Annotated in this window: 29 protein-coding genes; 9 read left to right on the forward strand and 20 right to left on the reverse strand. The window is 63.8% G+C overall.

The annotated features are described in order from the left end of the window. Positions 1–28 precede the first annotated feature (28 nt). Together ACFQL3_RS11315 and ACFQL3_RS11320 are read left to right on the forward strand one after the other, a co-directional pair. A complete protein-coding gene (locus ACFQL3_RS11315) occupies positions 29–766 on the forward strand; it encodes a GNAT family N-acetyltransferase (RefSeq protein ID WP_377054306.1) in 738 nt (245 codons plus the stop codon). 124 nt (positions 767–890) lie between these two features. After that, complete coding sequence (locus ACFQL3_RS11320; protein ID WP_377054308.1) at positions 891–1,628, forward strand: GNAT family N-acetyltransferase; 738 nt, start codon at positions 891–893, stop codon at positions 1,626–1,628. 3 nt (positions 1,629–1,631) lie between these two features. On the opposite strand, the gene ACFQL3_RS11325 is transcribed toward ACFQL3_RS11320, so the two are convergent. From ACFQL3_RS11325 to ACFQL3_RS11345, 5 genes are read right to left on the reverse strand one after another with little or no spacing between them, the layout of a single operon-like run. After that, the gene (locus ACFQL3_RS11325; RefSeq protein ID WP_377054310.1) at positions 1,632–4,586 is read right to left on the reverse strand and encodes a DUF7286 family protein; all 2,955 of its coding nucleotides are present in this window, start codon (positions 4,584–4,586) and stop codon (positions 1,632–1,634) included. Then, positions 4,583–5,548, reverse strand: coding sequence for a DUF7284 family protein (locus tag ACFQL3_RS11330; RefSeq protein ID WP_377054312.1), 966 nt, complete (start codon positions 5,546–5,548; stop codon positions 4,583–4,585). Before ACFQL3_RS11330 ends, ACFQL3_RS11325 begins: the two co-directional genes overlap by 4 nt. Further along, complete coding sequence (locus tag ACFQL3_RS11335; RefSeq protein WP_377054314.1) at positions 5,545–6,003, reverse strand: DUF7285 family protein; 459 nt, start codon at positions 6,001–6,003, stop codon at positions 5,545–5,547. Before ACFQL3_RS11335 ends, ACFQL3_RS11330 begins: the two co-directional genes overlap by 4 nt. Further along, the gene (locus tag ACFQL3_RS11340; RefSeq protein ID WP_377054316.1) at positions 5,981–6,490 is read right to left on the reverse strand and encodes a DUF7283 family protein; all 510 of its coding nucleotides are present in this window, start codon (positions 6,488–6,490) and stop codon (positions 5,981–5,983) included. The genes ACFQL3_RS11335 and ACFQL3_RS11340 overlap by 23 nt, the downstream gene beginning before the upstream one ends. 51 nt (positions 6,491–6,541) lie before the next feature. Continuing rightward, complete coding sequence (locus ACFQL3_RS11345) at positions 6,542–7,006, reverse strand: DUF7311 family protein (protein WP_377054318.1); 465 nt, start codon at positions 7,004–7,006, stop codon at positions 6,542–6,544. A 246-nt stretch (positions 7,007–7,252) separates the two neighbouring features. Here ACFQL3_RS11345 and ACFQL3_RS11350 point away from each other — a divergent pair, with 246 nt between their 5' ends. Together ACFQL3_RS11350 and ACFQL3_RS11355 are read left to right on the forward strand one after the other, a co-directional pair. Next, on the forward strand, positions 7,253–7,663 hold the full coding sequence (locus tag ACFQL3_RS11350) for a DUF2178 domain-containing protein (RefSeq protein WP_377054320.1): 411 nt from the start codon (positions 7,253–7,255) through the stop codon (positions 7,661–7,663). Then, entirely contained in the window at positions 7,660–7,866 is a 207-nt protein-coding gene (locus ACFQL3_RS11355; RefSeq protein ID WP_377054322.1) for a helix-turn-helix transcriptional regulator, read from the forward strand. The genes ACFQL3_RS11350 and ACFQL3_RS11355 overlap by 4 nt, the downstream gene beginning before the upstream one ends. A 36-nt stretch (positions 7,867–7,902) precedes the next feature. On the opposite strand, the gene ACFQL3_RS11360 is transcribed toward ACFQL3_RS11355, so the two are convergent. Then, positions 7,903–8,172, reverse strand: coding sequence for a hypothetical protein (locus tag ACFQL3_RS11360; RefSeq protein WP_377054324.1), 270 nt, complete (start codon positions 8,170–8,172; stop codon positions 7,903–7,905). Positions 8,173–8,366: 194 nt separating this feature from the next. On the opposite strand from ACFQL3_RS11360, the gene ACFQL3_RS11365 reads away from it, so the two are divergent. After that, positions 8,367–9,548: a redox-regulated ATPase YchF gene (locus ACFQL3_RS11365; protein ID WP_377054326.1), complete on the forward strand. Its 1,182-nt coding sequence runs from the start codon at positions 8,367–8,369 to the stop codon at positions 9,546–9,548. Between the two features lie 26 nt (positions 9,549–9,574). On the opposite strand, the gene ACFQL3_RS11370 is transcribed toward ACFQL3_RS11365, so the two are convergent. From ACFQL3_RS11370 to ACFQL3_RS11395, 6 genes are all read right to left on the reverse strand, one after another. Beyond that, a complete protein-coding gene (locus ACFQL3_RS11370) occupies positions 9,575–10,426 on the reverse strand; it encodes a UbiA family prenyltransferase (RefSeq protein ID WP_377054328.1) in 852 nt (283 codons plus the stop codon). Positions 10,427–10,481: 55 nt separating this feature from the next. Beyond that, positions 10,482–10,670, reverse strand: a complete 189-nt coding sequence (locus tag ACFQL3_RS11375; RefSeq protein WP_377054330.1) for a hypothetical protein — start codon at positions 10,668–10,670, stop codon at positions 10,482–10,484. Positions 10,671–10,772: 102 nt separating this feature from the next. Then, positions 10,773–11,669, reverse strand: a complete 897-nt coding sequence (locus ACFQL3_RS11380; protein WP_377054332.1) for a DUF7351 domain-containing protein — start codon at positions 11,667–11,669, stop codon at positions 10,773–10,775. 102 nt (positions 11,670–11,771) lie between these two features. Continuing rightward, on the reverse strand, positions 11,772–12,893 hold the full coding sequence (locus ACFQL3_RS11385; protein ID WP_377054334.1) for a pyridoxal phosphate-dependent aminotransferase: 1,122 nt from the start codon (positions 12,891–12,893) through the stop codon (positions 11,772–11,774). A gap of 109 nt (positions 12,894–13,002) precedes the next feature. Further along, on the reverse strand, positions 13,003–13,239 hold the full coding sequence (locus tag ACFQL3_RS11390; protein WP_377054336.1) for a UPF0058 family protein: 237 nt from the start codon (positions 13,237–13,239) through the stop codon (positions 13,003–13,005). Positions 13,240–13,368: 129 nt separating this feature from the next. Further along, complete coding sequence (locus ACFQL3_RS11395) at positions 13,369–14,112, reverse strand: proteasome assembly chaperone family protein (protein ID WP_377054338.1); 744 nt, start codon at positions 14,110–14,112, stop codon at positions 13,369–13,371. A gap of 114 nt (positions 14,113–14,226) precedes the next feature. On the opposite strand from ACFQL3_RS11395, the gene ACFQL3_RS11400 reads away from it, so the two are divergent. Together ACFQL3_RS11400 and ACFQL3_RS11405 are read left to right on the forward strand one after the other, a co-directional pair. Next, on the forward strand, positions 14,227–15,159 hold the full coding sequence (locus ACFQL3_RS11400) for an RsmB/NOP family class I SAM-dependent RNA methyltransferase (RefSeq protein ID WP_377054340.1): 933 nt from the start codon (positions 14,227–14,229) through the stop codon (positions 15,157–15,159). After that, positions 15,156–15,671: a DUF7122 family protein gene (locus ACFQL3_RS11405; RefSeq protein ID WP_377054342.1), complete on the forward strand. Its 516-nt coding sequence runs from the start codon at positions 15,156–15,158 to the stop codon at positions 15,669–15,671. The genes ACFQL3_RS11400 and ACFQL3_RS11405 overlap by 4 nt, the downstream gene beginning before the upstream one ends. Positions 15,672–15,686: 15 nt before the next feature. Here ACFQL3_RS11405 and ACFQL3_RS11410 read toward each other — a convergent pair whose 3' ends face one another. From ACFQL3_RS11410 to ACFQL3_RS11445, 8 genes are all read right to left on the reverse strand, one after another. After that, a complete protein-coding gene (locus ACFQL3_RS11410; RefSeq protein ID WP_377054344.1) occupies positions 15,687–16,793 on the reverse strand; it encodes an aminotransferase class V-fold PLP-dependent enzyme in 1,107 nt (368 codons plus the stop codon). An 81-nt stretch (positions 16,794–16,874) separates the two neighbouring features. Next, complete coding sequence (locus ACFQL3_RS11415) at positions 16,875–17,939, reverse strand: NAD(P)/FAD-dependent oxidoreductase (protein ID WP_377054346.1); 1,065 nt, start codon at positions 17,937–17,939, stop codon at positions 16,875–16,877. Continuing rightward, complete coding sequence (gene trxA / locus ACFQL3_RS11420; RefSeq protein WP_377054348.1) at positions 17,936–18,298, reverse strand: thioredoxin; 363 nt, start codon at positions 18,296–18,298, stop codon at positions 17,936–17,938. The genes ACFQL3_RS11415 and trxA overlap by 4 nt, the downstream gene beginning before the upstream one ends. 97 nt (positions 18,299–18,395) lie before the next feature. After that, a complete protein-coding gene (locus ACFQL3_RS11425) occupies positions 18,396–19,628 on the reverse strand; it encodes a M20 family metallopeptidase (protein ID WP_377054350.1) in 1,233 nt (410 codons plus the stop codon). Further along, on the reverse strand, positions 19,625–20,038 hold the full coding sequence (locus ACFQL3_RS11430) for a helix-turn-helix domain-containing protein (RefSeq protein ID WP_377054352.1): 414 nt from the start codon (positions 20,036–20,038) through the stop codon (positions 19,625–19,627). Before ACFQL3_RS11430 ends, ACFQL3_RS11425 begins: the two co-directional genes overlap by 4 nt. A 74-nt stretch (positions 20,039–20,112) precedes the next feature. Further along, complete coding sequence (locus ACFQL3_RS11435) at positions 20,113–21,966, reverse strand: cation:proton antiporter (RefSeq protein WP_377054354.1); 1,854 nt, start codon at positions 21,964–21,966, stop codon at positions 20,113–20,115. A gap of 100 nt (positions 21,967–22,066) precedes the next feature. Continuing rightward, entirely contained in the window at positions 22,067–23,092 is a 1,026-nt protein-coding gene (locus tag ACFQL3_RS11440; protein WP_377054356.1) for a sulfite exporter TauE/SafE family protein, read from the reverse strand. Between the two features lie 3 nt (positions 23,093–23,095). Then, positions 23,096–23,245 carry a DUF7512 family protein gene (locus ACFQL3_RS11445; protein ID WP_377054358.1) on the reverse strand — a complete coding sequence of 50 codons (150 nt, stop codon included), beginning with the start codon at positions 23,243–23,245 and terminating at the stop codon, positions 23,096–23,098. A 341-nt stretch (positions 23,246–23,586) separates the two neighbouring features. On the opposite strand from ACFQL3_RS11445, the gene ACFQL3_RS11450 reads away from it, so the two are divergent. Both ACFQL3_RS11450 and ACFQL3_RS11455 read left to right on the forward strand, forming a co-directional pair. Then, positions 23,587–24,432, forward strand: coding sequence for a universal stress protein (locus tag ACFQL3_RS11450; RefSeq protein WP_377054360.1), 846 nt, complete (start codon positions 23,587–23,589; stop codon positions 24,430–24,432). 105 nt (positions 24,433–24,537) lie between these two features. Next, the gene (locus tag ACFQL3_RS11455; protein ID WP_377054362.1) at positions 24,538–25,290 is read left to right on the forward strand and encodes an SDR family NAD(P)-dependent oxidoreductase; all 753 of its coding nucleotides are present in this window, start codon (positions 24,538–24,540) and stop codon (positions 25,288–25,290) included. Positions 25,291–25,325 lie beyond the last annotated feature (35 nt).

Below are 25,325 nucleotides of genomic sequence, written 5' to 3' on the forward strand. Positions count from 1 at the left end.
GATACGTTGTGTCGTGGTACCGACACTCATGAATAGCTCGCAGAGCCTCGAGTTCGAGCACACGGACCGAGAGACGATCTACGACTACGTCGAACGGGCGGGAAGGGTAGACCGTAGCGAGGCCCAGGAGGAGGTGTTGCCGCACGATCCGGGCGGCTTTCGCCACCACGTCGGGATCCTGAAACGGAACGGCTACCTCGAGGAGTCGGCCGATGGAGAACTCTCGGTTGCACTCGACGTCGACGGTACGGAGGAGTTTACCGGCGACGAGTTCTGCTTCGAGGTCCGACCGGCGAACCAGAGCGATCTGACGGGCATCGTCGGTGCGATCCGACAGGTCGCACAGGAGGGGCGATACATCGTCGCCGAGTCAGTCGCCCAGGAACTCGACCATCAGGACGTCCTGCTCAGGCAGAACGAACTGGAGTCACGGATGTTCTTCGTCGCGACAGTCAAAGACGAGGTGGTTGCCTGGGTTCACGTCCACGCTCCCGAACTCGACAAACTGAGCCATACGGCCGAACTCACCGTCGGCGTAATCGAGGAGTATCGCGGCAACGGACTGGGCAGTCACCTGCTCGAGCGTGGCCTCGAATGGGCGGCCTCGAACGGCTACGAGAAAGTCTACCAGAGCGTTCCCGCGACCAACGATGCGGCCGCGGAGTTCCTCGAACACCACGGCTGGGAGACGGAAGCGATCAGACGGGATCACTACCGGATCGATGGCGAATACGTCGACGAACTGATGATGGCGATCAAACTCTGATCGGACAGAGGGGCATTGCAGATCCTATTCATCATCTCTCGGGAGGATCACGCGAAAAAACTAATAGAACGAGCACTGGCAGTTGGAAAAGTAGTAAATGTCCCCATCTCCTACTTTTTCGGATATGACTTCCTCGAATCCTGTTTCGTTCGACCATCGGGATAGACAGCGTATCTTCGAGTTCGTCGAACGGCAGGGGGCCGTCGACCCCCAGGCCGTGCGGTCGGAGTTGTTTCCGTCCGACAGTCGTGGGTTTCGACATCACGTCTCCGTGCTCAGGCGCGACGGCATACTGACACAGACGGAAGACGGGGACCTGCGGGTAGCCATCGAGGCCGGTGGCGAACAGGAGGTGATGGCCGACGGCGTCGAGTGTGTCATCCGCCCCGCACGGCAAGAGGACCTCTCTGGCATCATCAGCGCGATCAAATCCGTCGCTGCGCCGGGGATCCACATCGTCGCCGAAACCGTCGCTCAGGAACTCGACCGGGACGAGGCGTTGCTCAGACACAACGACGTCGAGTCGCGGATGTTCTTCGTCGCGACGGTCGACGACGAGGTAGTGGGCTGGGTCCATCTCAACTCGGCCGAGATCGCCAAACTCCGACACACGGCAGAGCTAACGCTCGGTGTCCTCGAGGAGTACCGCGATCAGGGGCTCGGCAACCGCCTTCTGGAACGGGGACTTGAGTGGGCCTCGACACACGACTACGAGAAAGTGTATCAGAGCATTCCGGCGAGCAACGAACCGGCTATCGAGTTCCTCGAAGAGAACGGCTGGGAAGTCGAGGCGATTCGGGAGGACCACTACAAGATCGACGACGAGTATGTCGACGAAGTGATGCTCGGTATCGAACCGTAGGAATCACTCGCTATCGTGTGTGGGGTTCCCGTCTCGGTCTCCCGGGCATTCGATGTTTGGCCCATCAGGATCGAACCCGGGCCCGACACTGTCCCACGAGTCGGCGCAGTCGAACCACTGATCAGTGTCCCCGACCCCCGGTGATCCCCCGGGGACGACGCCGACGACCAGCGTTCGACTCGAAAACTCGATCGGATCGACGCGTCCGAGGGCGTACTGCTCGCCACCGATATCGACGCTGACCCGTCTGTCCTCGCGAATATAGGTCGTTCCGGATGGGGAGTCCGGAGCGCCGTCCGCCGCGCTCACCTCGAACCGAGCGTATTCCCCTTTCACTTCGACGTCCCAGACGCTAACCGAGGCAAACCAGAGGCCCGGGTACGGAACGACCGGAACCCCCGGGTAGCCGATCGGATTCGCGTACCGGGCGGTCAGCGGCGCGTGGGTCGCACCCTCAGTCTCGAGTGGCGGTGTGCCGGCCGGTCGCACTGCAGCCACGTCCTCGCGCTCGACCGTATCGAGCGAGAGATACGTTGGGGCTCCCCGGACGTCGAACCGGGCGTTCCCTGTCAGCGGAGAGCCATCGAGCGAGCCAGCGTTCTCTTCGATATCGCCGTTCAGCGCGTCCTGTCCGATGCCAAGCGAGGTATCGAGGACGTCGTTGGCTGCCGCGGCGTCCTCGCCGAGGTGGTCTGTGACCTCCTGTTCGACACCGTCGCGAAGCCCCTCGTGGCTGTCACCGACGGCTTCGACGGCGTCGATGACGCTCTCGACGTAGGCCAGGCGCAGTTCCGCTCTGGCCTTCGCCGGGGCGTTCTCGTAGCCGCCCTGCTCGCCATCGACGACGAGCGACGCCCGATTGCGGCGTAGCGCATCGGTATACCGCTTGATTGGGCTGTTGTCGGCGGTGAGTAGCTCATGTCGCTCGACCGAGAGCGGCCCGATCTGTCTCTTTACGTCGGCCCGCACGTCGTAGGCTTCGGCCTCCAGCCACGCTTCTAGCGCCGCCTCGTCGTCCGGTTCGACGGGGACGTCGATCCAGCGTTCGTCCTCGTACGCCAGCGTCGAGACGAGTTGCTCAGCCCGAAAGACGGCCTCGGGATCGATTCGTTGTGCCAGCGTCGACGGGAGGTCGTCGGGATCGGTGTGTGCGCCGAAGATGCGCTCGATAGCGCCGTCGTGGATCTCCTCGAAATTCCCGACGCGCTGTCGCTGTGGACTGGGCCGAACCGACCCGCCGGGTCGGAACGCGTGGTCGATCCGCCCGTCGTAGCCTGCACCGTCGAGGGCCGCTCCGTGGCTGTGTCTGCCCTCGATTTTGACCGTCACCTCGAAACGTCTGGTCGAGCGATCGGTGCTCGTAATCGACCCGGTTCGATTGTGATCGTCAGTCATCTCGGTCCGGTTCGTCCCCTCCGTCCCGTTCCAGTCCCAGGTGCGGGTCTGCTCGTACTCGTTGACGAGGGTCACCTCGTACTCGTAGAGCGGGCGGCGCTGGTCCGTCGAGTCCCGCCAAAGTGTCTCCCCCTCGACGCACGTCTCGCTGTTGAGGACAAGCGTCTCGCGGTCGGCGTACGCTTCGGTCCAGTTGCCGAGGTTGTTCGCGACCTGCTTCGGTGGGTCGGCGCTCGGCAGCGCTCCGCTCGTCTCCACGTCGTCCTCGGCCCGGACCGATGCGCTGTACACCGAGTCGACGACACCCGGAATCTCCCCGCTGGCGGTATCGATCAGCGTGTCGAGAGAGTCCGGCGTATCCTCCGAATCGATCGCTTCGCTCCCCTCGAACGCGTCGCCGCTCATCGGATCGTCCTCGTCCCAGCCGACGTCTTCTCCAACCACGTCGTAGTACGCGAGGTCGGCGAACTCGTCGATAGGAATTTCGACCGTGGCGTTGGCAAACTTCGACCCCACGACTTCGTCCTCGGCGACTTCTGTCAGTGTCGGCGCGTCCGGAAGTTCGCCCTCCTGATCGCCGTAGACGTACTCCAGATCACTGCAGAACTGCGCGGCGTCGTAGCCGTCCTCCGAGTTACTCTTCGATGCCATCAGTTCCTCGCCGATATCGGCCCCCATACAGGCCCACGCGCCGCGCATCGTTCGCTCGCCGTGCGGATCGGTCGTCCCGAACGTCGATTTCTGGATCGAGAACGCGGCGTGGTTGGCGAGCACTTCGGTGTGCTCGTTGGGGGTGATGTTCCCGAAGTCGTCGGGCTTCCGGTATTTCTGTGCGATCTTGAGGTAGGCCACGGGATAGAGCCGTGCGGCAAGCCGACGGCCGAACCCGTCGTAGCCGGTCGTCTCGTCGAAGATGCCGGTGTTCAGCCGCGCTTCGTACTCGTCGGTCCGCTCGTGGAGTTCGTGTAGGGTCGAAGCGACGGTGACGGTCAGATCCTGTTTCCGGTGTGAGAGCGTCTCTCCACGGCGCTCGACCTCGAAGGAGACGTCCTCGACGGTCACGCGCAGAGTGCCAGTCTCGACACCGGGCTCTGCCGGCGTCTGCAGGTCGATCCGGCCGAGAGCGCGATCAACGCTTTCGGCTGTCGGATCAACTGCGGGGAGCGACGCCGTCGCGGTCGTCTCACCACCGATCCCCTGGCTGGTGTGCTCCAGGCGCTCTCCCGTCTCCAGATAGATCAGGAGCGCCAGGTAGGCGTCGAGCGGGTCGTCCTCCCGCCCCGCGAGCGCGGCACCGATACTGCTGTTCGGGTCCGCCTCGGTGAGTGGCGACTGTGCGGCGGTCTCGGTCGCATCGACGACGGCCGCCCGGACCGCCGTCTGTGAGGCCGCCGTCGTCCGGTCGAGGGCGGCGGACGGATCGTCGTCGATGTGGGGTTCGGGCCGCGTCTCTAGCGTGGCGACGACCCCGACGCTGCTGACGAGCAACAGCACACCGAGCATGGCGAAGGGGACTCGCGCCCGGTCGTCGACGCGGATCGAGTGGGTGGGCTTCGATCTCATGCTCCCCACGTCCTGACGACGATGGTCACTTCACCGCTCGTGAGTAGTTCGTCGGTCGCCTGGGCGATCCGATCTGCGTCGCTGCGACTCGTCTCGACCGAGCTATCGATCTCCCGGTCGAGCGCGTCCGATAGCTCGCTAGCGACGACCTCCTCGGCAAGCGCGGCCGCAATCTCGTCGTTCGCTGCCGTCGCGTCGGCGTCCGTTCGGCTGATCTCGTCGTCGACGTCGTAGCGCTCGATGCCGTCGAGCGCCGTGACAGCCCGCCGATAGCGATACTCGATTAGCTGGCGCTCGACACCCTGCCGTTCGAGGGTGAGTTGTGTCTCCTCCGGCGGGAAGTACCCCTCCACGACCGCGCTTGCGACAACCTGTGCGAGCGTCTCGTACTCCTGGGCGTAGGCCTCACGTAGCTCGGTTTCGTCGGGCTGGTCGACCCCCGATGGGACGGTTATCGTGGCGCTGCTGACGTCGGCCTCGGCCGGAGGCTCCGGTCCGGCCGTGGCTTCGCCACGGATCGACGAGCCCTCGTAGGGCTGCCAGACTGCGGTCACGTGGACGGTGCCATCGACCGTCGCCGACGTCTCCGAGAGGACCCCATCGAGACCGGCTTCGTAGTCTTCACCGGCGCGGGTGAGTCGATAGCCGTCGATTTCGGCGTTCGCGACGGCGGCCGACGCCAGCAGTCCCGCCACTGGCCCGTGGTCGGTCCGCTCGTACGCGGCGCTCGTACCGATCGGATCGGCGTCGAACTCGTCGTGCGCCGTCACCGGCCGGACCGAGTACTCGACGGAGGTGGTCGTCGCTCCGAGCAGTTCGGCCGTCTGCTCTGCACGTTCCGGCCCGGGGTCGGCCTCGTCGGTCTCCGCGACGACGGCAATCGTCAGCACCGCCGCGCTGACCAGCGCCAGACAGAGCGTAACGTCGATAACGGTGCTGATGGCGCGCCGATCAGGGCTCACTGCCAGACCTCCACTCGTAGCCGGCCGATCTTGACGTCGCCGGGGAGTTCCTCGCTGACGACCGGGATCGGTCGACTCGCGGTGCGGGCGTCATCCGGCGGAGCGCCCGGATCACCATCACCGTGAGCATCGACTCGGGTACTCTCGACGACCTGTTGCTCCCCGAGTGGGCTCTCAACAGAGACAGCGATGCGGACGTGATAGCCCTCGGGAACTGCTCTGCGGGGGAGCGCCCGAAGCGAGTCCTCACCAGGTGTGTAGAGGCCGTCCTTACTGAGTTCGGTCCAGACGGCATCGAGTGCCGTCTCCTCGACGCTCCGGTCGCTGGTGCCGGAAAGTGTGTCGCCGGCGTAGCCCGCGTACAGACTCATGGCGAGACAGACGGCCGCGACGGCGACGAGCGCGGCGACTGGCTCCGTCTGACCGCGTTTCTCAGGCCGCAACGAGCGTGACACGCCTCTCACCTCCGGGTGCGGGATAGTCGAACGCTCGCACGCGGAGGGTGCCATCGGCGGGTCGCCACGCTGGATTCCCGGCCCGGCTCCGGCCGGCTTCGACGTCCGCGTGAAAGGCCGCCCAGGCCTCTTTCTCTGTGTTGTGATCGTAGAGCGTTCGCGGGTCGTCACCGTCCAGGACGGCCCGCAACTGCTCGTCCTCGGCGACCGGAACCATCCGACCGTATGCGATCCGTGCAGTGCTCTCGCAGTCGTCGGCCCGGAGCCAAAGTCGTCGTTCGCCGATCCGCGCTTCGGTCGCGTCGTGAGCGTATCTACCCGTCGCTTCGTGGGGGGTGCTGGCCGTCTCCTCGATGGTGTTTGCCGCCGCGGTGGCGTCCGGCGGCGGCGTCGACGGCAGACCCAGCGCCAGGCCGGCGAGCGCGACGCTCACGACGCCGACGCCGAGCCAGACGTACCAGCCATCGACCGGTGTCTCGGTATCCATGGCCCGCGCTGGCCGCGGGATAGTACTTAAACCGTCGGGGGAGATTGTGGCTCATCGGCGGGAAAGCACGACGAGCGGTTCGCCAGTGCCGCGCTCGCGGGTGAGCGACAGGACGACTATTCGCTCGCCACTGCCCCGCAGTTCGAGACTGTCGCCGGAGGGGTTCGCGGCGTCGACGATCGGGGCATCGACGTGGACTGTCGTCGTATGGCGACCGTCGACCGCGTAGCGGATCACTGACCGGTTCGCGGTTACGCGATGGATCTCGAACCGGTCGACCGGTCGGCTGGTAAACGACTCGCGCGGAAGCGTCAGCGTCAGGCTTCGCTTCGCGCCGTCGACGCCGGCCGGCGGTGGCTCTTCGTCGTCGACGAGCGAGGTTGCGGCGGTCTCGATATCGCCGGCAGCACGGTCGAGTGTCCCTTCGGTCCTGGTAGCCGCTCCGCGGTCGATGGCGGGCAGTGCAATGGCGAGCAATGAGGTCGTCAGCAGAACGGCGAGTACGACGCGGATCACGGCGACGATGGGCGCGCTATGTCTCTTGAACCTGTGGAGACCCACGGGTCGGGAAATCCGTCGATGCGGATGGGTTCTGGCCGGATCCGGTCTTGTCTGCTCTGTATCTTTGACTACGACTTCCGATTTCGCGGGTTCTGCTCTCTCATCGATCGGTGGATTTATGTCTCAGGTGTAAACAAGACTTTACTGTAAAGCGTACTTTACGGAAAGGCTGCTTTACGAACCAGAGAGGTGCCACGACTCATGACACAGACTCAGACCGGTCTCGCCCAGAACAGATCCCCGAAAACGTACAAGCGACTGATGCTTGCCCTCGGCGTGTTTGCAGGCGTCTCCCTCGGCGTTGGCTCTGCTCTCCAGCGACCGTTTATTGCGGTCGGGCTCTACGTCGTCGGAATGACTGCTGCAGTGTCGATTCCGTACACGACGGACCACCTGCTGTTCGACGAACGCGACGATACCATCCACCGGCGCGCAAGCGGGTTCACGATGGCCGCGTTCGGCTGGCTCTCCGCACTCGTCTTCCCCTCGTTGGTCGTCCTTTCGGCGACTGACCACTTCGCATGGGGACCCGCCTCCGTAACGGTCGCCTGGACGACAGCCATCGTCTACATGACCTACGGGGTCGCTCTCGGCTACTACCGGGACAGATGAACTGTGATATTCGGGAACGGCGCAACGAGCGCGGGGAGAGTCAGGCCGACCTGGCTGCCGCACTCGACGTCTCCCGACAGACGATCAACGCCATCGAGCGGGATCGGTACGATCCGTCGCTCGAACTCGCGTTCAAACTCGCGGAGCATTTCGACTGTTCGATCGAAGACCTGTTCGATCCTGCCCTGGATGAGGATTCGTAGCCGGATGGCCAGCGTCGACGGAGACGGACAGTTCCGCTATGGCCGCAACGGAAGGTCGGCTCGTCCGTTCGAGCGCATGACCTCCCTGTTGCGGTCGGGCCACTCCAGCAACCGATCACGAAGCAACTCCCCCTCGTCCGTCTTCGGATCGTAGCCCCCGATCCTGGCGGTGAGCGTCAGGACGATCCAGCCGCCGTACCCGAGAACGACCGTCACGGCAGTCAGGACGACCACCGAGACGACGACTCTCACGAGACGCGTTCTGAACGGCACGTCGGAGCTCCTCGACGCCGCTTCTGTTGTCATATATCCAACTACTCCGCCGGGTACGTAAAATGCGGTGTGTCGACCGGAGATGCGGGGCCGAGAGCCCAGAGAACGTTCTGCTCTCGCACGGATGCGACTCGGCCCGCTCAGCGGACTAATCGGTCGCAGTTCACGGATCGTTCGGAACCCTCGAACCGAAAGGCAGTTTTCGGAGACCCGAGAAAGCACGTACAATGATCTCTATCGCGCTTGCCGGGAAACCGAACGCCGGCAAGTCCACGTTTTATACCGCGGCGACGCGGGCGGACGTCGATGTCGCCAACTACCCGTTTACGACGATTGATGCAAACCGGGGTGTCACCCACGCCCGGACCGAGTGTCCGTGTCTGACCCGCGACGAGCGCTGTGGGAACGACAACTGTCACGACGGCAAGCGCTACGTTCCGATCGAGTTGCTCGACGTGGCAGGCCTCGTCCCCGGTGCCCACGAGGGGAAAGGGTTGGGCAATCAGTTCCTCGACGAACTCACGAACGCCGATGCCATCGTCAACGTCGTCGACGCGTCCGGTGGGACCAACGCGGAAGGTGAACCCGTCGAGACCGGCAGTCACGATCCGATCGAGGATATCGACTTCATCGAGGAGGAGATGGATCTCTGGCTGGCGGGCATCGTCGACCGCAACTGGGAGTCCATCGAACGCAAATCCCGCTCGCCGGGGTTCGATATCGACGAGGCGCTGGCCGACATGCTGACCGGATTCGGTGCGACTGAGGCCGAGGTCGCGGCAAGCCTGCGCGAGGTCGAATACCCCGAGAACCCGGCGGACTGGACCGACGAGCACCGCGAAGCCCTCGCACGAGACGTCCGCAAGCGAACCAAGCCGATCATCGTCGCGGCGAACAAGATCGATATCGCGCCCGAGGAGAACGTCGAGAAGCTACTCGACCTCGACAAGCCGGTGATCCCCACGACGGCGGAGGGCGAACTCGCCCTGCGCAACGCCGCCGACGCGGGCCTCGTCGACTACGACCCCGGCGACGCCGAGTTCGAGATCGGCGAGAGCGTCAGCGAGCAACAACGCGAGGCGCTCGACGGCCTCCGCGGCGCGATGGACCGCTGGGACGGCACCGGAATCCAGGGTGCGCTCGACTACGCGGTCTACGACCTGCTCGACCGGATCACGGCCTATCCCGTGCAGGACGCCAGCAAGTGGACCGACGCGAAGGGGAACGTGCTCCCGGACGCCTTCTTGCTCCGGCGTGGCTCGACACCGGTCGATCTGGCCTACGCCGTCCACTCCGATATCGGCGACGGCTACCTCCACGCCGTCAACGCGAAGACCAGCCGCGAGATCAGCGAGAACTACGAACTGGAGGAGGGCGACGTCATCAAAATCGTCAGCACGGCGTCCTGACCGGCCGGGCGTCTCCCCAATCTCTGTCAGACCAGCGGCTGCCACCACACCGCCGCGACGAGGACGGCGAGAAAGACGTAACTGCCCCTGACGAGCAACATCGTGGCGATTTCGGGGTCGCCGCGCCGGGCGAATCCGGCGACGACGCCGAAGGCGAGGGCGGCCAGCACGGAACTCGGCGGAAACGGGCCGAGCGCGGCCAGCGCAAGCACCAGGAGGAGCGCGACCAGCATCAGCCCGTAGGCGAGCGACATCGCGCGGTCGGGGCCGAGCGACACCGCAACCGTACGTTTCTCGATCGACAGGTCGTACTCGTAGTCCTGCATGTCGTCGATCACCTTGACGCCCGAGAGGAGGACGAGAAAGACGGCGGCGAAGGCGAGCGTGACGGGAGCAACGGTCGTGGCCTGCACGTAGAACCCGCCAAGCAGGGCGAACGCGATTCCGGCGGGATAGCCGGTCGTCGTGGTGAACGGATTGGTATCTAGCTGGGGTGCGTGGTGGTAGCCGATCAGCCAGCACGGCAGGGTCACCAGCGCGGCGGCGGCGTCGACGAGCAGGGCCAGCGCGATTGTGCAGGCGAAAAAGAGGATCGTCGCTCCGGCGAGTGCGGCACGACAGCCACCGACAGTGAGGGGGTGGTCGTCGTCCTCGCCGCGGATGTGGAAGTCCACGTAGCCGTCCTTGACGTGAGCGGTGTAGACGGCGGCAAAGACCGCGACAGCGTGGATCCCCGCAAGGGACGGGTCGAACGACCCGGCGAGGACGCCGCCAAAGAGCGCGGCGGCAATCGGTGGGAGCATGAATACGGGGTGTACCTGGGAGAGCAGGGCGCGTACGGATGCGTCGTGTCCCGCCCCGTGGCGTGCGAGCGACATACACCACGGTATGGACGGTACTTACATATAGTCAGGGTCCGGCGCGACACCGGTTTCAGCCCAACTGTGTCGCGAGACGACGGGCAAGCAGTGTCGTGAGCGCGCCGGCGAAGACTGCGAACGACAGTACTGGATATGACAATGCGATTATCAGCGCGAACACGCCAGCGGTCAACAGAGCGGCGACGAACGGATCTGCAGACGGGGACTGACGTGCGGTGTGAAGCGATGGTGTTTGGCTCATACACGTATTGCTACGGCCTGTACCGCCATAAGTATAATCTGAAATACATTTCTGTAACCGCGTTTACTTAAATCGATTTCAGGAACGAGCGGGGTCGGCAGGCTATGCAGAAATATCCGGGCGCTCGGTATCGATGATTTCGAGGTCCTCGTCGAGTACGACGGTCATCGTGTCGTCGTCGACGATCAGATCGACCGCCACGCGCGGGGGGTCGTGCGATCGGACGGTGACGGGGTCGTCGCTGACACACCACTCCAGTCGCCAGTACGGAGTCGCGGCGAGGTCGATTCCGTGCTCGTCGTAGAAGGCGACGACTGGGGACTGATCGAGCAGTCCCAGTCCGAGGGCCGAACACAGCGAGTGCTGGCAGTAGTCACAGACGTGCTCGACCCGGACCGACGCGCTCAGACAGCAATCGCCCTCGCGTTCGATAGTCGTCTGCATTCGACCGTTGCACTCGGGACAGACGCCGTCTTTGGCCAGACAGTGAAGATGGCGGACACGCTGGTCGAACGCTCGCAAGACCTCCTCGTCGGTGCGGTCGATCAGTCCGCCCGGCGGAAAGGAGTACTTGCCGTGTTCGTGTTCACACTCGGGACACCGGATGCGCAGTTGCTCGTCGGCGTAGACTGCCCTGAGTTCCGCTCCACACTGCGTGCACGGATCCACGGTGTCGATGGTCGTCTGCGGGTGTCCGGTGAACGACCCTGCCAGGACCGCCTGGATGACTTTCTCCCCCGAGTGGCGGAGTTCGTAGCCGTCGTCGGCGTGGCGAACGAAGTGGTCAGTAAGCTTCTTGAGGTGGTAGTTGAACTGTGCGCTATCGTCGACGCCGACCGCGCCGTAGAGATCCGAGAACGCAACGGGTCCACCGTCTTCCGCCCACATTGCGCGGAGGATATCGATGCGGAGTTCGTTCCCGAGCAGGGCAAAGGCGTCGGACGGATCGATTGCTTCTGGAAGTCCACCGAACTCTCGGTCGGCTATGGCCTCGCTCATACGGCCTTGTTCGTCCGCATACGGTATAATTAGTAGGATCAATCGATTTTTGTAAATACGATTAGAAGTTGGCGGCGTCGGCAAAGAGAGCCGACCGTCTGGTTACTCGACTCGCGCGGTCACGTCCCGAATGATCTCCAGCGCCTCTTTTAGCTCTTCCATGCTCGTCGCATAGGAGAGGCGGGCGTAGCCGTCGCCGTGGACGCCGAACGCATCGCCCGGTACGGCGACGACGCCGCTATCGATCAGTTCGTCGACCCAACCATCGGGCACTTTCGGCATGACGTAGAACGCGCCGCTGGGCTTGGGAACCGCAAGCCCGGCATCGTCAAGCCCGTCAAGCACGACGTCACGGCGCTCCTCGAACGCCGCGACCATCTCCTCGACTGGCTCCCGCGGGCCGTTCAGTGCGGCTTCGGCGGCGTACTGGGCCGGGGCGCTCGCACACGCCTGCATATACTGGTGGACGCGGAGCATCCGTTCGACGCGGCGGTTGGATCCCGTGACCCAGCCGAGTCGCCAGCCAGTCATCGAGTAGGTCTTCGAGCATGCGCCGACGACGACGACGTTGTCGCTCTCCGCGTATTCGATCGGCGAGTGGTGCTCCCCCTCGAAGACGATATGCTCGTACACCTCGTCGGAGATACAGAGTACGTCGTGTTCGTCGGCGATCCGGGCGAACTCGCGGATGTCGGCCTCGTCCTGTACTGCGCCAGTCGGGTTCGCGGGGCTGTTGATGACGAAGGCGGCAGTCTCCTCGGTGATGGCCTCCTCGACCGTCGCCGGGTCGAGTGTGAGGTCCTCGCGCAGTGGGACGGGCTTGGGCACGCCGTCGGCCAGTCGCGTCAGGGCATCGTAGGAGACGAAGCCCGGATCGGGGAAGATCACTTCCTCCCCCGGATCGACGTGGGCTTCCACCGCGAGATGGAGCGCCTCGCTGCCACCGGCGGTGGCGATGACGTTGCCCGGTTCGACGGTGATCCCGTGATCACGGTCGTACGCGGTGCTGATAGCCTCGCGGAGGCTCTCGGTTCCTTTGTTCGAGGTGTAACCGTCAGCTTTGCCCGATTGGATCGCGTCGACGGCGGCCGACCGGGCGTGCTCCGGCGTCGGGAAGTCCGGCTGGCCGAGACCGAGGTTGATGGCGTCCTCGCCCGCGGCCTCGAACACTTCGCGGATCCCGCTAATCGATATTCCTTCGACCCGTGCTGCGAACTCAGTCATACAAATGTGGGGGGGCCGATCCGGGTTAACTGTTGATGTTCAGAGTCCGCAACGAGAACGTATCGCGAGCCACGGGAGGATGTCGATATTCTGTGACGAAGCGACGAGGTTACTGTATCGACGCTTCCTCCCGCGGCGGATCCGATTGTATCGATCGATCGATACCTTCGACTAGCAAGCTGATTGCCTGTTTGTGTTCTTCCTTTGATTGATGAATGTGAAACGGGCCTGTCTGTTGTGCATCGTAGGCAGCGAACGCACCAGCAGGTAGCCTCTCCTCGCGTTCTAGATATCCTCGTACCTCAACCAGCAACGCGTGGAGGTGAATTAGCTCTTGGCTTCGCACAACATCAGCTACAATCCCCTCACAAATATACTATTTTACAATATATGATATGTGTTAGATCGCGTTGCATGATGCACCATGTCACCCGGTAAGTATGTGATGGAGATTTTATAATTTATCGCGAGTCACTCACTGGAACATCTTGATCCGCTGGGCCTGTGAGCTCTCCTGTGTGTCGGCCTCTTGCATCCGCTGGGCGAGTTGTTCTTTCTGCTCACGGATCGAGTCCGCCTGCTCGACGAGTCCCTCGACTTCGACATCGATCCCTGCCAGTGGCTCGATTCCGCGCGTGATCAGAATCCGCGCCGCCTCGGGGTCGGGGAACTGCGGATCGCTCTCGACGACCAGCACGGTGGAGGCGAGGCCGGTCTGTGCCGCCCGATTGAGCAGGCCGCCTGCGGGTCCGGCGACTGCACCGTTCTCGTCCGGGAGGTCGATCCCGTGATCGTCCAACCTATCGGCCGCCGCCTCGCCGGTCGCGACGCCGAACAGGCCGGGTGGCTCGTCGTCCTTTTCGGCCGGGAAGCCGCTCAGATAGAGCGGATCGACGTCCTCGGATTCGATCAAGCCCGTGAGACACGTCGCAAACTCCGAAGTCGCATCGGCCGGTATCGGGACGTCGCTCCGGAGCGCCAGCAGGTCGCGCTCCTCGTCCACATACAGGCGAACCGGCGGCCGCACTGTACGGTCTCCCTCCTCGTAGACGCCGATCGGTGCGATCCCTTCGCAGTGGATGCTCGCGTAGTAGGACATATCGAACTCCTCGATCAGGTGATCGGTCGCAATCTTCCCGACGAGGCCGATACCCGGCATCCCCTCGACGAGCGTCGGCGCGTCCAGTTCGATTTCCTCGTGCCGTTGGATGTGTCCCATGTGTTGTGTGTTCATGCGCCAAGATAGTAAATCCGGCCCCAGTCGGAGACTCCGGTTCCGTGGCGGGGCGGCACTCCGAAACCGACAAACGCTCCCCGGGCGAAAGCGGCGGTAATGAAACCGCTGGAGCGATATCGGCCGCTGATCGACGACTTCGAGGCGTTTATCGACGCCTGCGAGCGCCCGTTGCCGTCGGCAGTTCGGGTCAACACGATCAAGACGACGCCCGAACAGGTGATGGCCGCGTTCGACGAGGCAGGGATCGGCTACGAACGGGCCGACTGGGCGGAGGGTATCTTCCGCCTGGAGACTACCTCGCCGGGAACCACGTGGCCCTCGGTCCACGGCTGGATCCACGGCCAGGAGGAGGTATCGTCCCTGCCCGCGATGGTACTCGACCCGCAACCCGGCGAGCGCGTCTGGGACGCCGCCGCCGCACCGGGAAGCAAGGCGACGCAACTCTCGGCACTGATGGAGGACCGCGGACTCGTCGTGGCGAACGACAACAACCTGGGTCGGCTTTCGGCGCTCCGATTCAACGCCGAACGACTCGGGGTGACGAACATGGCCGTAACGAATCAGGACGCCAGAAACTTCTCGCTGAAGCCCTTCGGCGAGGGGAGCGAGGACGACCGGCGCGTCGACGCGTTCGACCGCGCGCTCGTCGACGCACCCTGCTCCTGTGAGGGAACGATCCGGAAGAACCCGGATACCTTCGACGAGTGGTCGCTGGGCCACGTCAAAAGCGTCGCCGGCATCCAGCAGGGGATCCTCCGGCGCGCGATTCAGGCGACGACCCCCGGCGGGCGGGTCGTCTACTCGACCTGTACGTTCGCGCCCGAGGAGAACGAGCGCGTCCTCGATCAGGTCCTCGACAAGGAGGACTGTCGGATCGTCGAGCAGGACATCCCGCTGGAGTACGCCCCCGGTGTCACCGAGTTCGAGGGCGAGCAGTTCGATCCGGACGTCGCGAAGGCCGCCCGGATCTACCCGCATCACAACGACACTGGCGGGTTCTTCTGTGCGACGCTGGAGGTGGGCCGATGAGCGAGAACGTCGGCGACCGCTTCGACCGACTCCCGGCGACGGCAGACGAACGGGAGGTCAAGGGACGGGCCACCCGCGAGGAGGTCATCGACTGGTGGCAGACTCGCTTTGACCTTCCAGCCGGGACCTTCGAGGCGTACACCTTCTGGGAGAAAGGGGCCGGAAAGATCTGGATCTTTGCCGACGACATTCCGTCGCCCACCCGCATCGAAGGGCTCGGGATGACGTTTCTACGGACCCGACAGGAACACTGGAAACCGACGACAGACGCCGCACAGCGGTTCGGACGCGCGGCGACCAAGAACGTCATCGAACTCTCGGAGGAGGCGGCACACGCGTTTCTCACCGGCGAGGATCAGGAACTCGACTGGGACGGTGACTGGGGATATCTGATCGCGGCCCACCAGGTCGCGGACGAACGCGAACCGCTCGGTGTGGGCCTGTACGTCCACGACGAGTTCCGCTCGATGATGCCGAAAGGCCGGCAGCGCGAACTCCAGAACAGTCGGTGAATGCGAGGAGTCGGTTTATAATAGTTCGAGCAGTCGGTCGATCTCATCGCGCGTGTTGAACGCGTGGACGGACACCCGAATTGCCTCGGGATAGGGCAGGTCACGAACGCGGATGTCCTTTTCTGCCAGACGCTCGACGTCGTGTTCGGGGTCGTCTGTGGCGACCGTCACGAAGCCGGATTCGAACGCTCGGGGGCTCAGTAAGCGCTCGTCCGGCAGTCCCGTTTTGAGGCGGTCGGTGAGCGTCTCGATGCGTGACTCGATGGCGTCGACCCCTAACTCGTTGTGGAGCGCAATCGCCTCTTCGAGTCCGGCGTACAGCGCGGGACTCGTGGTCCCGACCTCGAAGCGCCCTGCGCCCGTGTGGTATTCGTAATCGTGAGCCGTTGCCTCGGTAACGCTCCGGTAGCCGATCGCTGAGGGGAGCATGTCGCGTTCCGCGCCGGAGCGGACGTAGAGAAAGCCGGCCCCGAAAGGACCGAGCAACCACTTGTGTGCGGCACCGACGACGAAGTCCGCACCCCACCCCTCGACGTCGACCACGGTCTGGCCCGGCGACTGGACGGCGTCGACCAGCACTGCCGCACCGGCGTCGTGAGCGATGTCGACTATCTCTCCGACCGGCAGGCGGGTGCCGTGAGTCCACGTAATCGAACTGAGAACGAACAGCGTCGCGTCTTCTGCGGCGGTTTTGACCGCCTCGATATCCAGTCGGCCGGCCTCGGTTTCGAGCACTCTGACGTCGACACCGTGCCTGCGTTCGAGTTTCCGCCACGGCAGGATGCCCGACGGATGTTCGAGATCGGTCCGGACGACGACGTCGTCTTCGTCCCAGTCGAGCGCGCCCGCGACGCGGTTGATCCCGTCGGTCGTGCTCTGGGTGAGCGCTATCTCTTCGGGGGTCGCGCCAAGCAGGTCGGCGACGGCCGACTTCGTCGACTCGTGTCGCTCGCCCATCGGGCCGTACATCCCCTTCGAGACCGGCGTCTCGTACTCGTGGGATTCCAGTGCCGACTCGACGGCATCGACGACGCGGCGTGGGCTGGGCCCCCCCGCGCCAGTGTTGAAGTAGATGCCGCGTTCGAGAGCGGGGATGTCCGCCCGGAGTGTGTCGTAGTCCATGGTCCGATAATTCGGGGCCGCCGTCTAATGGTTACCGCTCGGATCTCTCCGACCGTCCGAATCCGTATCGAGCGGGCCGGTCTAATCGTCCGCCTGCACTTCGACTGGCTGGGGGTCGGCCTCTGCGACGGCTTCGCTCTCGAGCCATGTTTCGGCGTCCAGCGCGGCCATACTTCCGGTCCCTGCCGCCGTGATCGCCTGCCGGTACTCGGGGTCCATCACGTCGCCCGCGCCGAAGACGCCCTCGACGCCGGTGTCGGTAGTCATCCCGCCCGTCGTCTCGACGTAGCCGTCCGCATCGAGGTCGACCGGCGTATCCGCGAGGAAGTCGGTGTTCGGGACGTGACCGACGCCGTAGAAGATGCCGCCGACGTCTACGCGCTCGGCCTGGACGTCCCCGAGCGCGTGCAGGGGTTCCCCAGCGGCGGCGCGTTCGCGGACGCCGTCGCCGAGTTTCTCCGTGGGGTGACCGTCGGGGTGGCTCACGAGCGTCGCCGCCGTGACACCATCGTCCTGCGAGCCATGGATCGCCAGTAGTTCGGCGTTCCAGCGGAACTCGATCTTCTCGTTCTCACGGGCGCGCTGGGCCATGATGTCGGAGGCACGTAGCTCCCCGCGCCGGTGGACGACGGTGACGGTGTCGGCGAACTTCGCGAGGAAGAGCGCCTCCTCCATCGCGCTGTCGCCCCCACCGATCACGAGCACGTCGTCGCCCCGGTGGAAGGCACCGTCACAGGTCGCACACGTCGAGAGGCCGTAGCCCATCAGTTCGTCCTCGTTTTCGGCACCGACCCAGCGGGCGCTCGCACCGGTCGCGACGACCAGCGAGCGCGTTCGGAGCACGTCGCCGTTCGAGAGTCCCAGTTCGATCGGTCGGTCCTCGACACTGGCGGTCTCGACGGTGCCGTGCTCGAACTCCGCGCCGAAGCGCTCGGCCTGCTCTTTGCCGTTCTGGATCAGTTCCATCCCGCCGACGCCCTCGGGGAAGCCGAGATAGTTCTCGACGTCAGTCGTGAGCGTCAGTTGGCCGCCCGGCTCTGGCCCTTCCAGGACGAGCGGATCGAGGTCGGCACGAGCGGTGTACACCGCCGCCGAGAGTCCGGCGACACCTGAGCCGACGATAACGACGTCCTGAACCTCGCTCATTCGTCGGTGTAGCCTTCGACCAGATCGAAGAGTCGTTCTTCGGGGATCATTCCGACCTGCTGGTCGACCTGCTCACCGTCTGCGAACAGCACCGACGTCGGAACGCCGCGGACGCCGTAGGCGCTGGCTAGCTGCTGCCGGGCGTCGACGTCTACCTTCGCGACCGTCGCGTCGGATTCTGCAGCGAGTTTCTTGATCGACGGCTCCATCATCTGACAGGGGCCACACCAGTCCGCGTAGAAGTCGACGAGAACGACGTCCTGCTCCGCAACGAGCTCGTCGAGGTGGCTCGTTCCCTCGATCTGAACCGGCTCACTCGGTGACGCAGTATCCGTTTCACTTCGTGTGTCTGTTGTCATCAACAATATGTACGGGTCACCGGGACATAAGTGTTTTGCAAATCTTGTACAATACTATAAGCGCCGGCGTGTGAAAAGATACCAGTGTACAGGCGACTCACTCGGTAGAGGCGTACGCCGCGGGCAGACGGCGATACGTCTCGGCCATCGTGGAGAGCGCCTCGACTGTCGTGTACTCGTCACAGCCGTGGACGGAGTCGGTTCCGACGCCGAACTCGACGGTCGGGATGCCAGCCTCACGGAACTGTTTCGCGTCGCCGCCGCCCGTCGCGCTCCGCCGATAGACCCGCCTGCCGAGCACTGTTTCGGCGACGTCTCCGACTGCCCCGACCAGCGGGGTGTCGGGTGCCTCGTAGCTTCCGACGCTCCAGGAGACGTCCGCAATCTGTACTCCCTCGTGGTCGCCGATCCAGTCCCGAATCTCGTCGAGGACGGTGGACGTCTCGACGCCCGCGGTAAGCCGTACGTCTAACTGTGCGCTCGCCGCACGCGGCACGCTGTTGACGTTCTCCCCGCCATCGATCGTCCCGAGATTCACGGTCGGATGCTCGAACAGGCGCTGCGCGGTCTGTCGCCCCATCGATTCAGCGTAATACTCGATCGATTCGGCGACGATCGGTTCGACGCCGGACGGGAGATCGAACTCGCGCTCCGAGAGTCCCCCTCGAACCGACTCGATCGCACCCCAGAGTCGGTCGATAGCGTTCTCGCCGAGCATCGGGCGAGAGCCGTGGGCCGCTTCGCCGACCGCTTCGAGCGTGAGCCAGATGCTCCCGCGGTCGGCCACCGTGATCGACGGGACGCCGCCCGTAGCTGTCGGTTCGCCGATCACGCAGGCGTCCGCGTCTAGCCGATCGGCGTCGAGAAGAGCGGTTACGCCCGCGTCGCCTGCGACTTCCTCGTCACTGACGAACGCGAACGAAAGCGTCACCGGTGGCGGCGTCTCGGCGGTAGCATAGTGGCGTGCGACGGCGATCATCGCTCCGACGGATCCCTTCATATCGGTCGTCCCGCGGCCGTAAAGCCGGTCGTCCACACGTTCGCCGTGGGGGTCGAACGACCAGCCGTCCGGATCGTACGGCACCGTGTCGAGATGACCGCTGTACAGAAGCGTCGTCTCGCTCTGACCGGGTATCGTTGCGAGAAGGTTCGGTTTCCGGTCGTCGACTGCGAACCGCTCGGTCCGAATGCCGGCATCGGTGAACTCAGTCTCGATCCACTCGACGATGTCACGAGTGTTTCCCGGCGGATTGGTGGTGTCGTGGGCGACGAGTTCGAGCGTCGTCGCTACGAGTTCTGTTCGTGGGACCGATTCGGACGTGCCGGTCACGACGTGCTTTCGCTCGTCACAACCGGCTCATCGGCGGCGTGTTCGTACTTGTCCTCGAACTCCTGGATGAGCTGGCCCATCTTCGCGTACCAGTCGTTGAGCATCCGTTGCATGTTGTCAGCGATCTTCTCGGGATCGGTGGGGTAGTAGACGTGGTAGTAGCCACCGTCGTCGTAGTTTACTTGCTCTTTCTGGATGAAACCGCTCTTGAGTAGCCGCTGGATCGAGCGGTACGCCGTCGAGCGCTCGCGGTCGACGCGCTCGCCGATCTCGTCGATCGTCAGCGGTTCCTCGCTCTCTACTAGCTCTCTGTAACAGTCCTTGTCGAGCTGCTTGAGCCCGTGAATGCACTCTAGCAGGCCCTCACACGCCATATCCTGCTGAAGCTGTTCCGCCATCGAGTTAGGCATATCAGTAGGATGGGACCGGACGGACATAAGGTTTTGTGAATATTGTACAATCCCAATGAGCGACCCTGAACCGCTCAGTCGTGGGGGTGGAACCGCTTGACTGCACGGTCGACCGCATCCGTCTGACCGAGGAACGTGATCAGATCACCCTTGGCGAGTTCGTGATCGCCCGTCGGAACCTCCGTCTTTCCGTTCGCGTGGGTCAGGAGGCCGACGATACAGCCCTCCGGGATCTGCGCGTTGAGTTCCGCGATGGTCTTCCCGACCAGATCCTGGGCCGTGACCTCGATCTCCTGAACGTCGCCGGTCCGGCCGAGTTCGTTCATCCAGCCCGACAACGACGGTCGTTCGAGCACGTTTTCGAGCGACCAGGCCGTCGCCATCGAGAGGTCGATTGCCCGGACGCCGAGCGACTCGAAGGCGTCGACGTTGTCCGGCTGGTTGACCCTCGAGGCGACTTTTTCGACGTCAAACGTCGTCTTCGCAAGCTGACACGCGAGGAGGTTGACGTCGTCGTCGGGCGTCGTCGCGACGACCGTCTTCGCGCGGTTGGCGTCCGCTTTCCGGAGGACCGCCGAATCGGTGCCGTCGCCCTCGATAGTCCGGAAGCCTCTCTCGCGTGATCGCTCGGCAGCGTCGGGATCGTTGTCGATAACCAGTACGTTCTCTCCGTCCTGTTCGAGTCGTTCTGCGAGGGACAGGCCGACCCGTCCCGCGCCGATGATGATGGTGCGCATTGGTGATACGTCGAGGTAGTCCGCGATCTGTCGTGCTGGCCCGGCCTGCAGGATCACCGTCGCGAAGATGATCAGGAAGACTGTACCTGCCAGCAACTGGGCCGCCTCTCCCTGGCCGAGTACTTCTAGTTCGAGGGCAAACAGCGTCGCAACGCTTGCCGGGATGATGCCACGCGGCCCGACCGCGCTCAGGAACATTCGCTCGTTGCGCGTGAACCGCTCGTTCGTCGTCGATAGGTAGATCACCGCGGGCCGCAACACCACCGTGATCGCCACGACGATGGCGATGCCCGCCACCCCTAGCGCGAGTATGTCGCCGAAGTCGATCAGGGCGGCCAGTGCCACGAACACGAACGAGAGTACGACGACCGAGAGATCGTCGAGGAAGTCGATGACCTCCTCGTGGTGGGGGAGATCGACGTTGCCGAGGATGAACCCCGCCATCGCCGCAGCGGCGATTCCGGTCTCCTTGGCGACGACCTCGGCAGCGCCGTACGAGACGATGATTCCGGCGAGTACGATCAGCCTGGCGTGCAACGCGGCCGTATCCGGGCCGATATCACTCCGGGTGAGCAACACCCAGATCGCGCCTGCAACGAGCGCGCCACTCGTAAAGCCGACCAGGAGGCGTAGCCCGAAGTCGTAAAGGAAGAAGGACAGGCTACCGTCGCCAAGTACGAGCACCTCGAAGACGACGACAGCCAGGATTGCGGCCGTGACGTCGTTGATAACACCCTCCCCTTCGAGGAGCGCACCGACGTGGCCACGAACGGTGACGACGTTGAGAATCGGGCCGATCACCGTGGGGCCGGTGGCGATCAGCAGGGCACCGACGAGCAGGCCGACCTCGATGCTGGTGTCGAGAAACACGATGACGGCCGCGGCAGTGCCGAACCACGTGATCGCCGCACCGATAGTAATCAATCGCAACAGCGCATCCGGCGCTTCCCGGATTTTGTCCAGATGTAGATGATACCCTCCCTCAAAGAGGATAATCCCGACGCTAACACCGACCATCGTGGTGAGGCCGCCGCCGAACGTCTCGCGTGAGACGATCCCGAGGAATTCGGGGCCGATCAGGACGCCAGCCACGATCAGAAACAGGACACTTGGAAGTCGAAAGTGGTCTCCAAGCACACGGGACGCAACCCCAAGAGCGAGGACGAGAGCGACCACTGGGACGAGACTCATCGTCGTTCACCCGAGCAAACGGCTATCGACAGTCGCAGCGCGTCCGGGTTTCGAGGGAGCGGAGCCCACATCGCTAATGTGTCTGGGTAATCCAAGCCTATCAATCGTTCCCTCCCGGCGAGGCTGTTGCTGTTCGGCCGTTCTCCCTGATCGCCTGTGCACCGTAGTAGAAGATCACGACGGTGACAAACGCCGAGGAGCCGAGGAGCAGAACGAAACTCACGGTATCGAGGATCGGTATCGAGAGCCAGGAGGCGAGTTCGCCAAAGGCGACCGCGACGCTCGCCAGCAACAGCATGATGCCGAAGTAGATAGTCACGTCGCTCTCGTCGACGTAGGCGGTCGACGCCGATCCGATCCGAGCACCGAGGGCACTCCCCGCCAGTAGCGCCGTGACGACACCGAGGTTAACGACGCCGTCTAGTCCGTACGAGAAGGCACCGACGGCGCCCGACATCAGCGCACCGAAGAGGCTCGTCCCAACGGCCGCCGCCAGCGGGACGCCGATGAGGTAGTAGATTGCGGGCATCCGAATAAAGCCGCCGCCGACCCCGAGAAAGCCGGAGACGACGCCGACACCACCGCCAACGCCGGTGATCGTCCACATGGACGCTTTAGAGCCGTCAGTGAGTGTCACCATCGGCGGGATGTTGTAGGACTTGATCGTCTTGGCTATCTCGGGTATATCGTCGGGATCGGACTCCGCTTCGTCGTCGCCGTCGTCGTCCTGCTGGAGTGCACTCCGCACGAACAGCACGCCGATCGCGGCCAGCAACAGGATGTAGACGCTGCCCACGACCAGTTCCGCCTGTCCGAGCGCGTCTAGTGCCAGCACACCGTACTTGCCGATCTCGATCCCGACGGCGATACCCACGAACATCAGCGCTCCGAGTTTGTAGTCGACAGAGCCGACGTCGTGGTGTTTCATCGTCGCGATGACAGCCGTCCCGAAGACGAACGCCATCGAGCTACCGATCGCTACCGGCGCCGGATAGCCGAGGATCAGTAGTGCCGGCGTGACCAGAAACGAGCCGCCCATCCCGAAGAAACCGAAGAAGACCCCGACCATGAAGCCGAAGCCGACAAACAGGACCAGCAACTCGAGTCCGAGTCCGAGTACCTCCATAGGTTAGATTTGCTCTATAGTTTCGATTATCGCGGGAGCGAGTACGTCTTCGAGCGCTCCGTAGCCAGCATAGAACGCAACTGCCTCTGCCAGTACTACCCCGATGAGTATCGCCGCCTGCACGTATTCGGGAAGTGTGATCACGTCGATCATATCGTCCACCCCTGTGTTTCGCGTGTTCGGGTCATTCTCTTCAATACCCTCTACTCGGAGGGAGTGTATAACGCTTGTGGGATATCCATACAATATTACAGCCAGCTATCCGACGCCTAACCAACGCATATATTTTGATAACGTATGCAAATATACAGCATAGCCCACCAGCACACTGGAGCCTGTCAGTCGAAACCGCGCGCCATAGGCGCGAACCAACACCCGTGTGTCCTGTTACCACGGGCCGATTACCACACCCACGGGTCTCATTCGGCATCCCACAGGAACCACAATAATGGTTAAACCAAACAATATTATACCCGCCATCCGTATGACTGGGTATGAAAGCGGTACTTGCGACGGACCTCTCTGCGGCGAGCGAGGCGACGATCGAGAGCGAGACCTGTCTGAACTGTCTCGGCCGGATCGGCGTCGAGGAGATGCATCTCGTAACTGTCATCCCGGCGAACGTCCACGCGGGGATGCCCGGGATCGACTTTGAGAAACGGCGAAAGCGGGGCCTTGACCGCTATCGGAGCGTGATCGAGTCGGCCGGGTTCGACGTCGAAACCCACGTCGTGCGCGGGACGCCACACCGGCGGATCAACGGCGTCGCCGAGACCGTCGGCGCGGGCCTGACCATCGTCGGGTCGCGGGGGAAAAGCCCGCTCGAAAACCGCGTGATCGGCTCGACGGCCCGGAACCTCGCCCGCACGACCGTCGTCCCGCTGGTCGTCAACCGGATCGAACGCGCCGCGGACGACCCCGAAGTGCTCCGCGAACACCTCTTCCAGCGCATGCTGTTCGCGACGGACTTCTCCGCCAACGCCGAGCGCGCCTTCGAGTCGTTCTCGTACCTTCGCCACGCTACTCAGGAGGCGACGCTCGTCCACGTCGGGACGCCGAAAGACCCCGGACTCAGCGAGGGCGAGGATCCGGAAGCCGAACTCGCGGCGCTCGCCGAGCGCCTTGAAGACTGGGGAATCGAAACCCGAACCGACCTCAGACAGGGCGACCCCGCCGACGAGATTCTCGCCGCCGAAGACGAGTATCGGCCGACGACGACGCTGCTTGGTTCGCGTGGCCATAGCCGCTTGCGCCGACTCCTGCTCGGGAGCGTCTCCGAGGACATCGTCGCTCGTGCGGACGGAAACGTGATGCTCGTTCCGCCGGACCGCACCGCCTGATCGGGACGTTTTTTCCGGAGTACAGCCGTAACGAGCGGTTTCTCCGTCCGGACCGACGACCCGCCCCAGGCGGTTATACTGGGACCCGTCGTAGCTCCGAACACAATGCTCGATTTCGATACCCAGGTAGCGATCGTAACGGGAGCAGGACGGGGAATCGGTGAAGCGACTGCTATGTTGCTCGCCGAGCAGGGCGCGAGCGTCGTAGTCACGGACGTCATCGACGAGCGCGAGACGGTCGGCGAGGCAATCGAGGAGAACGGAGGCACTGCGCTCGTGCGCGAACTGGACGTTACAGACTACGAGCAGGCAGAGGCTGTCGTTGAGGACACCCTCGACGAGTTCGGCCGGGTCGACGTGCTCGTTAACAACGCGGGGATCTTCCCGACGGCCGGGCTCGACGAGATGACGCCCGCAGACTGGCAGCAGGTGATCGATATCAACCTCACGGGGACGTTCAACTGTACGAAAGCAGTCTTGCCGGTGATGCGCGATCAGGAGTACGGCCGGATCGTCAACGTCTCGTCGGCGGCCGGCGGCCGCGTTGGCTGGTCCGGCGACCTCTCACACTATGCCGCCAGCAAAGGGGGTGTCGTGGGCTTTACCAGAAGCGCTGCGATCGATCTGGGCCCGGACGGGATCACGATGAACGCCATCGTGCCCGGCATGATCGATACCGGTGCCGCAGAGCGCGTCTCGGCCGACGAGGAGATCGAAGCCGCCGTGAACATGACGCCGGTCGGCCGACAGGGCGACCCGGAAGAACTGGCGAGTGCGATCACCTACCTCGCGTCGGAGCCGGCGGCGTTCATTACGGGCGCATCGCTGGTCGTCGACGGGGGGATCACCCTGGTCTGAGCGGTCGAACGGGACCAGCCCATCGGCCGTTGTCA

Origin of the sequence: Natronoarchaeum sp. GCM10025321 (assembly GCF_042663585.1) — an archaeon.
Classification (GTDB): domain Archaea; phylum Halobacteriota; class Halobacteria; order Halobacteriales; family Natronoarchaeaceae; genus Natranaeroarchaeum.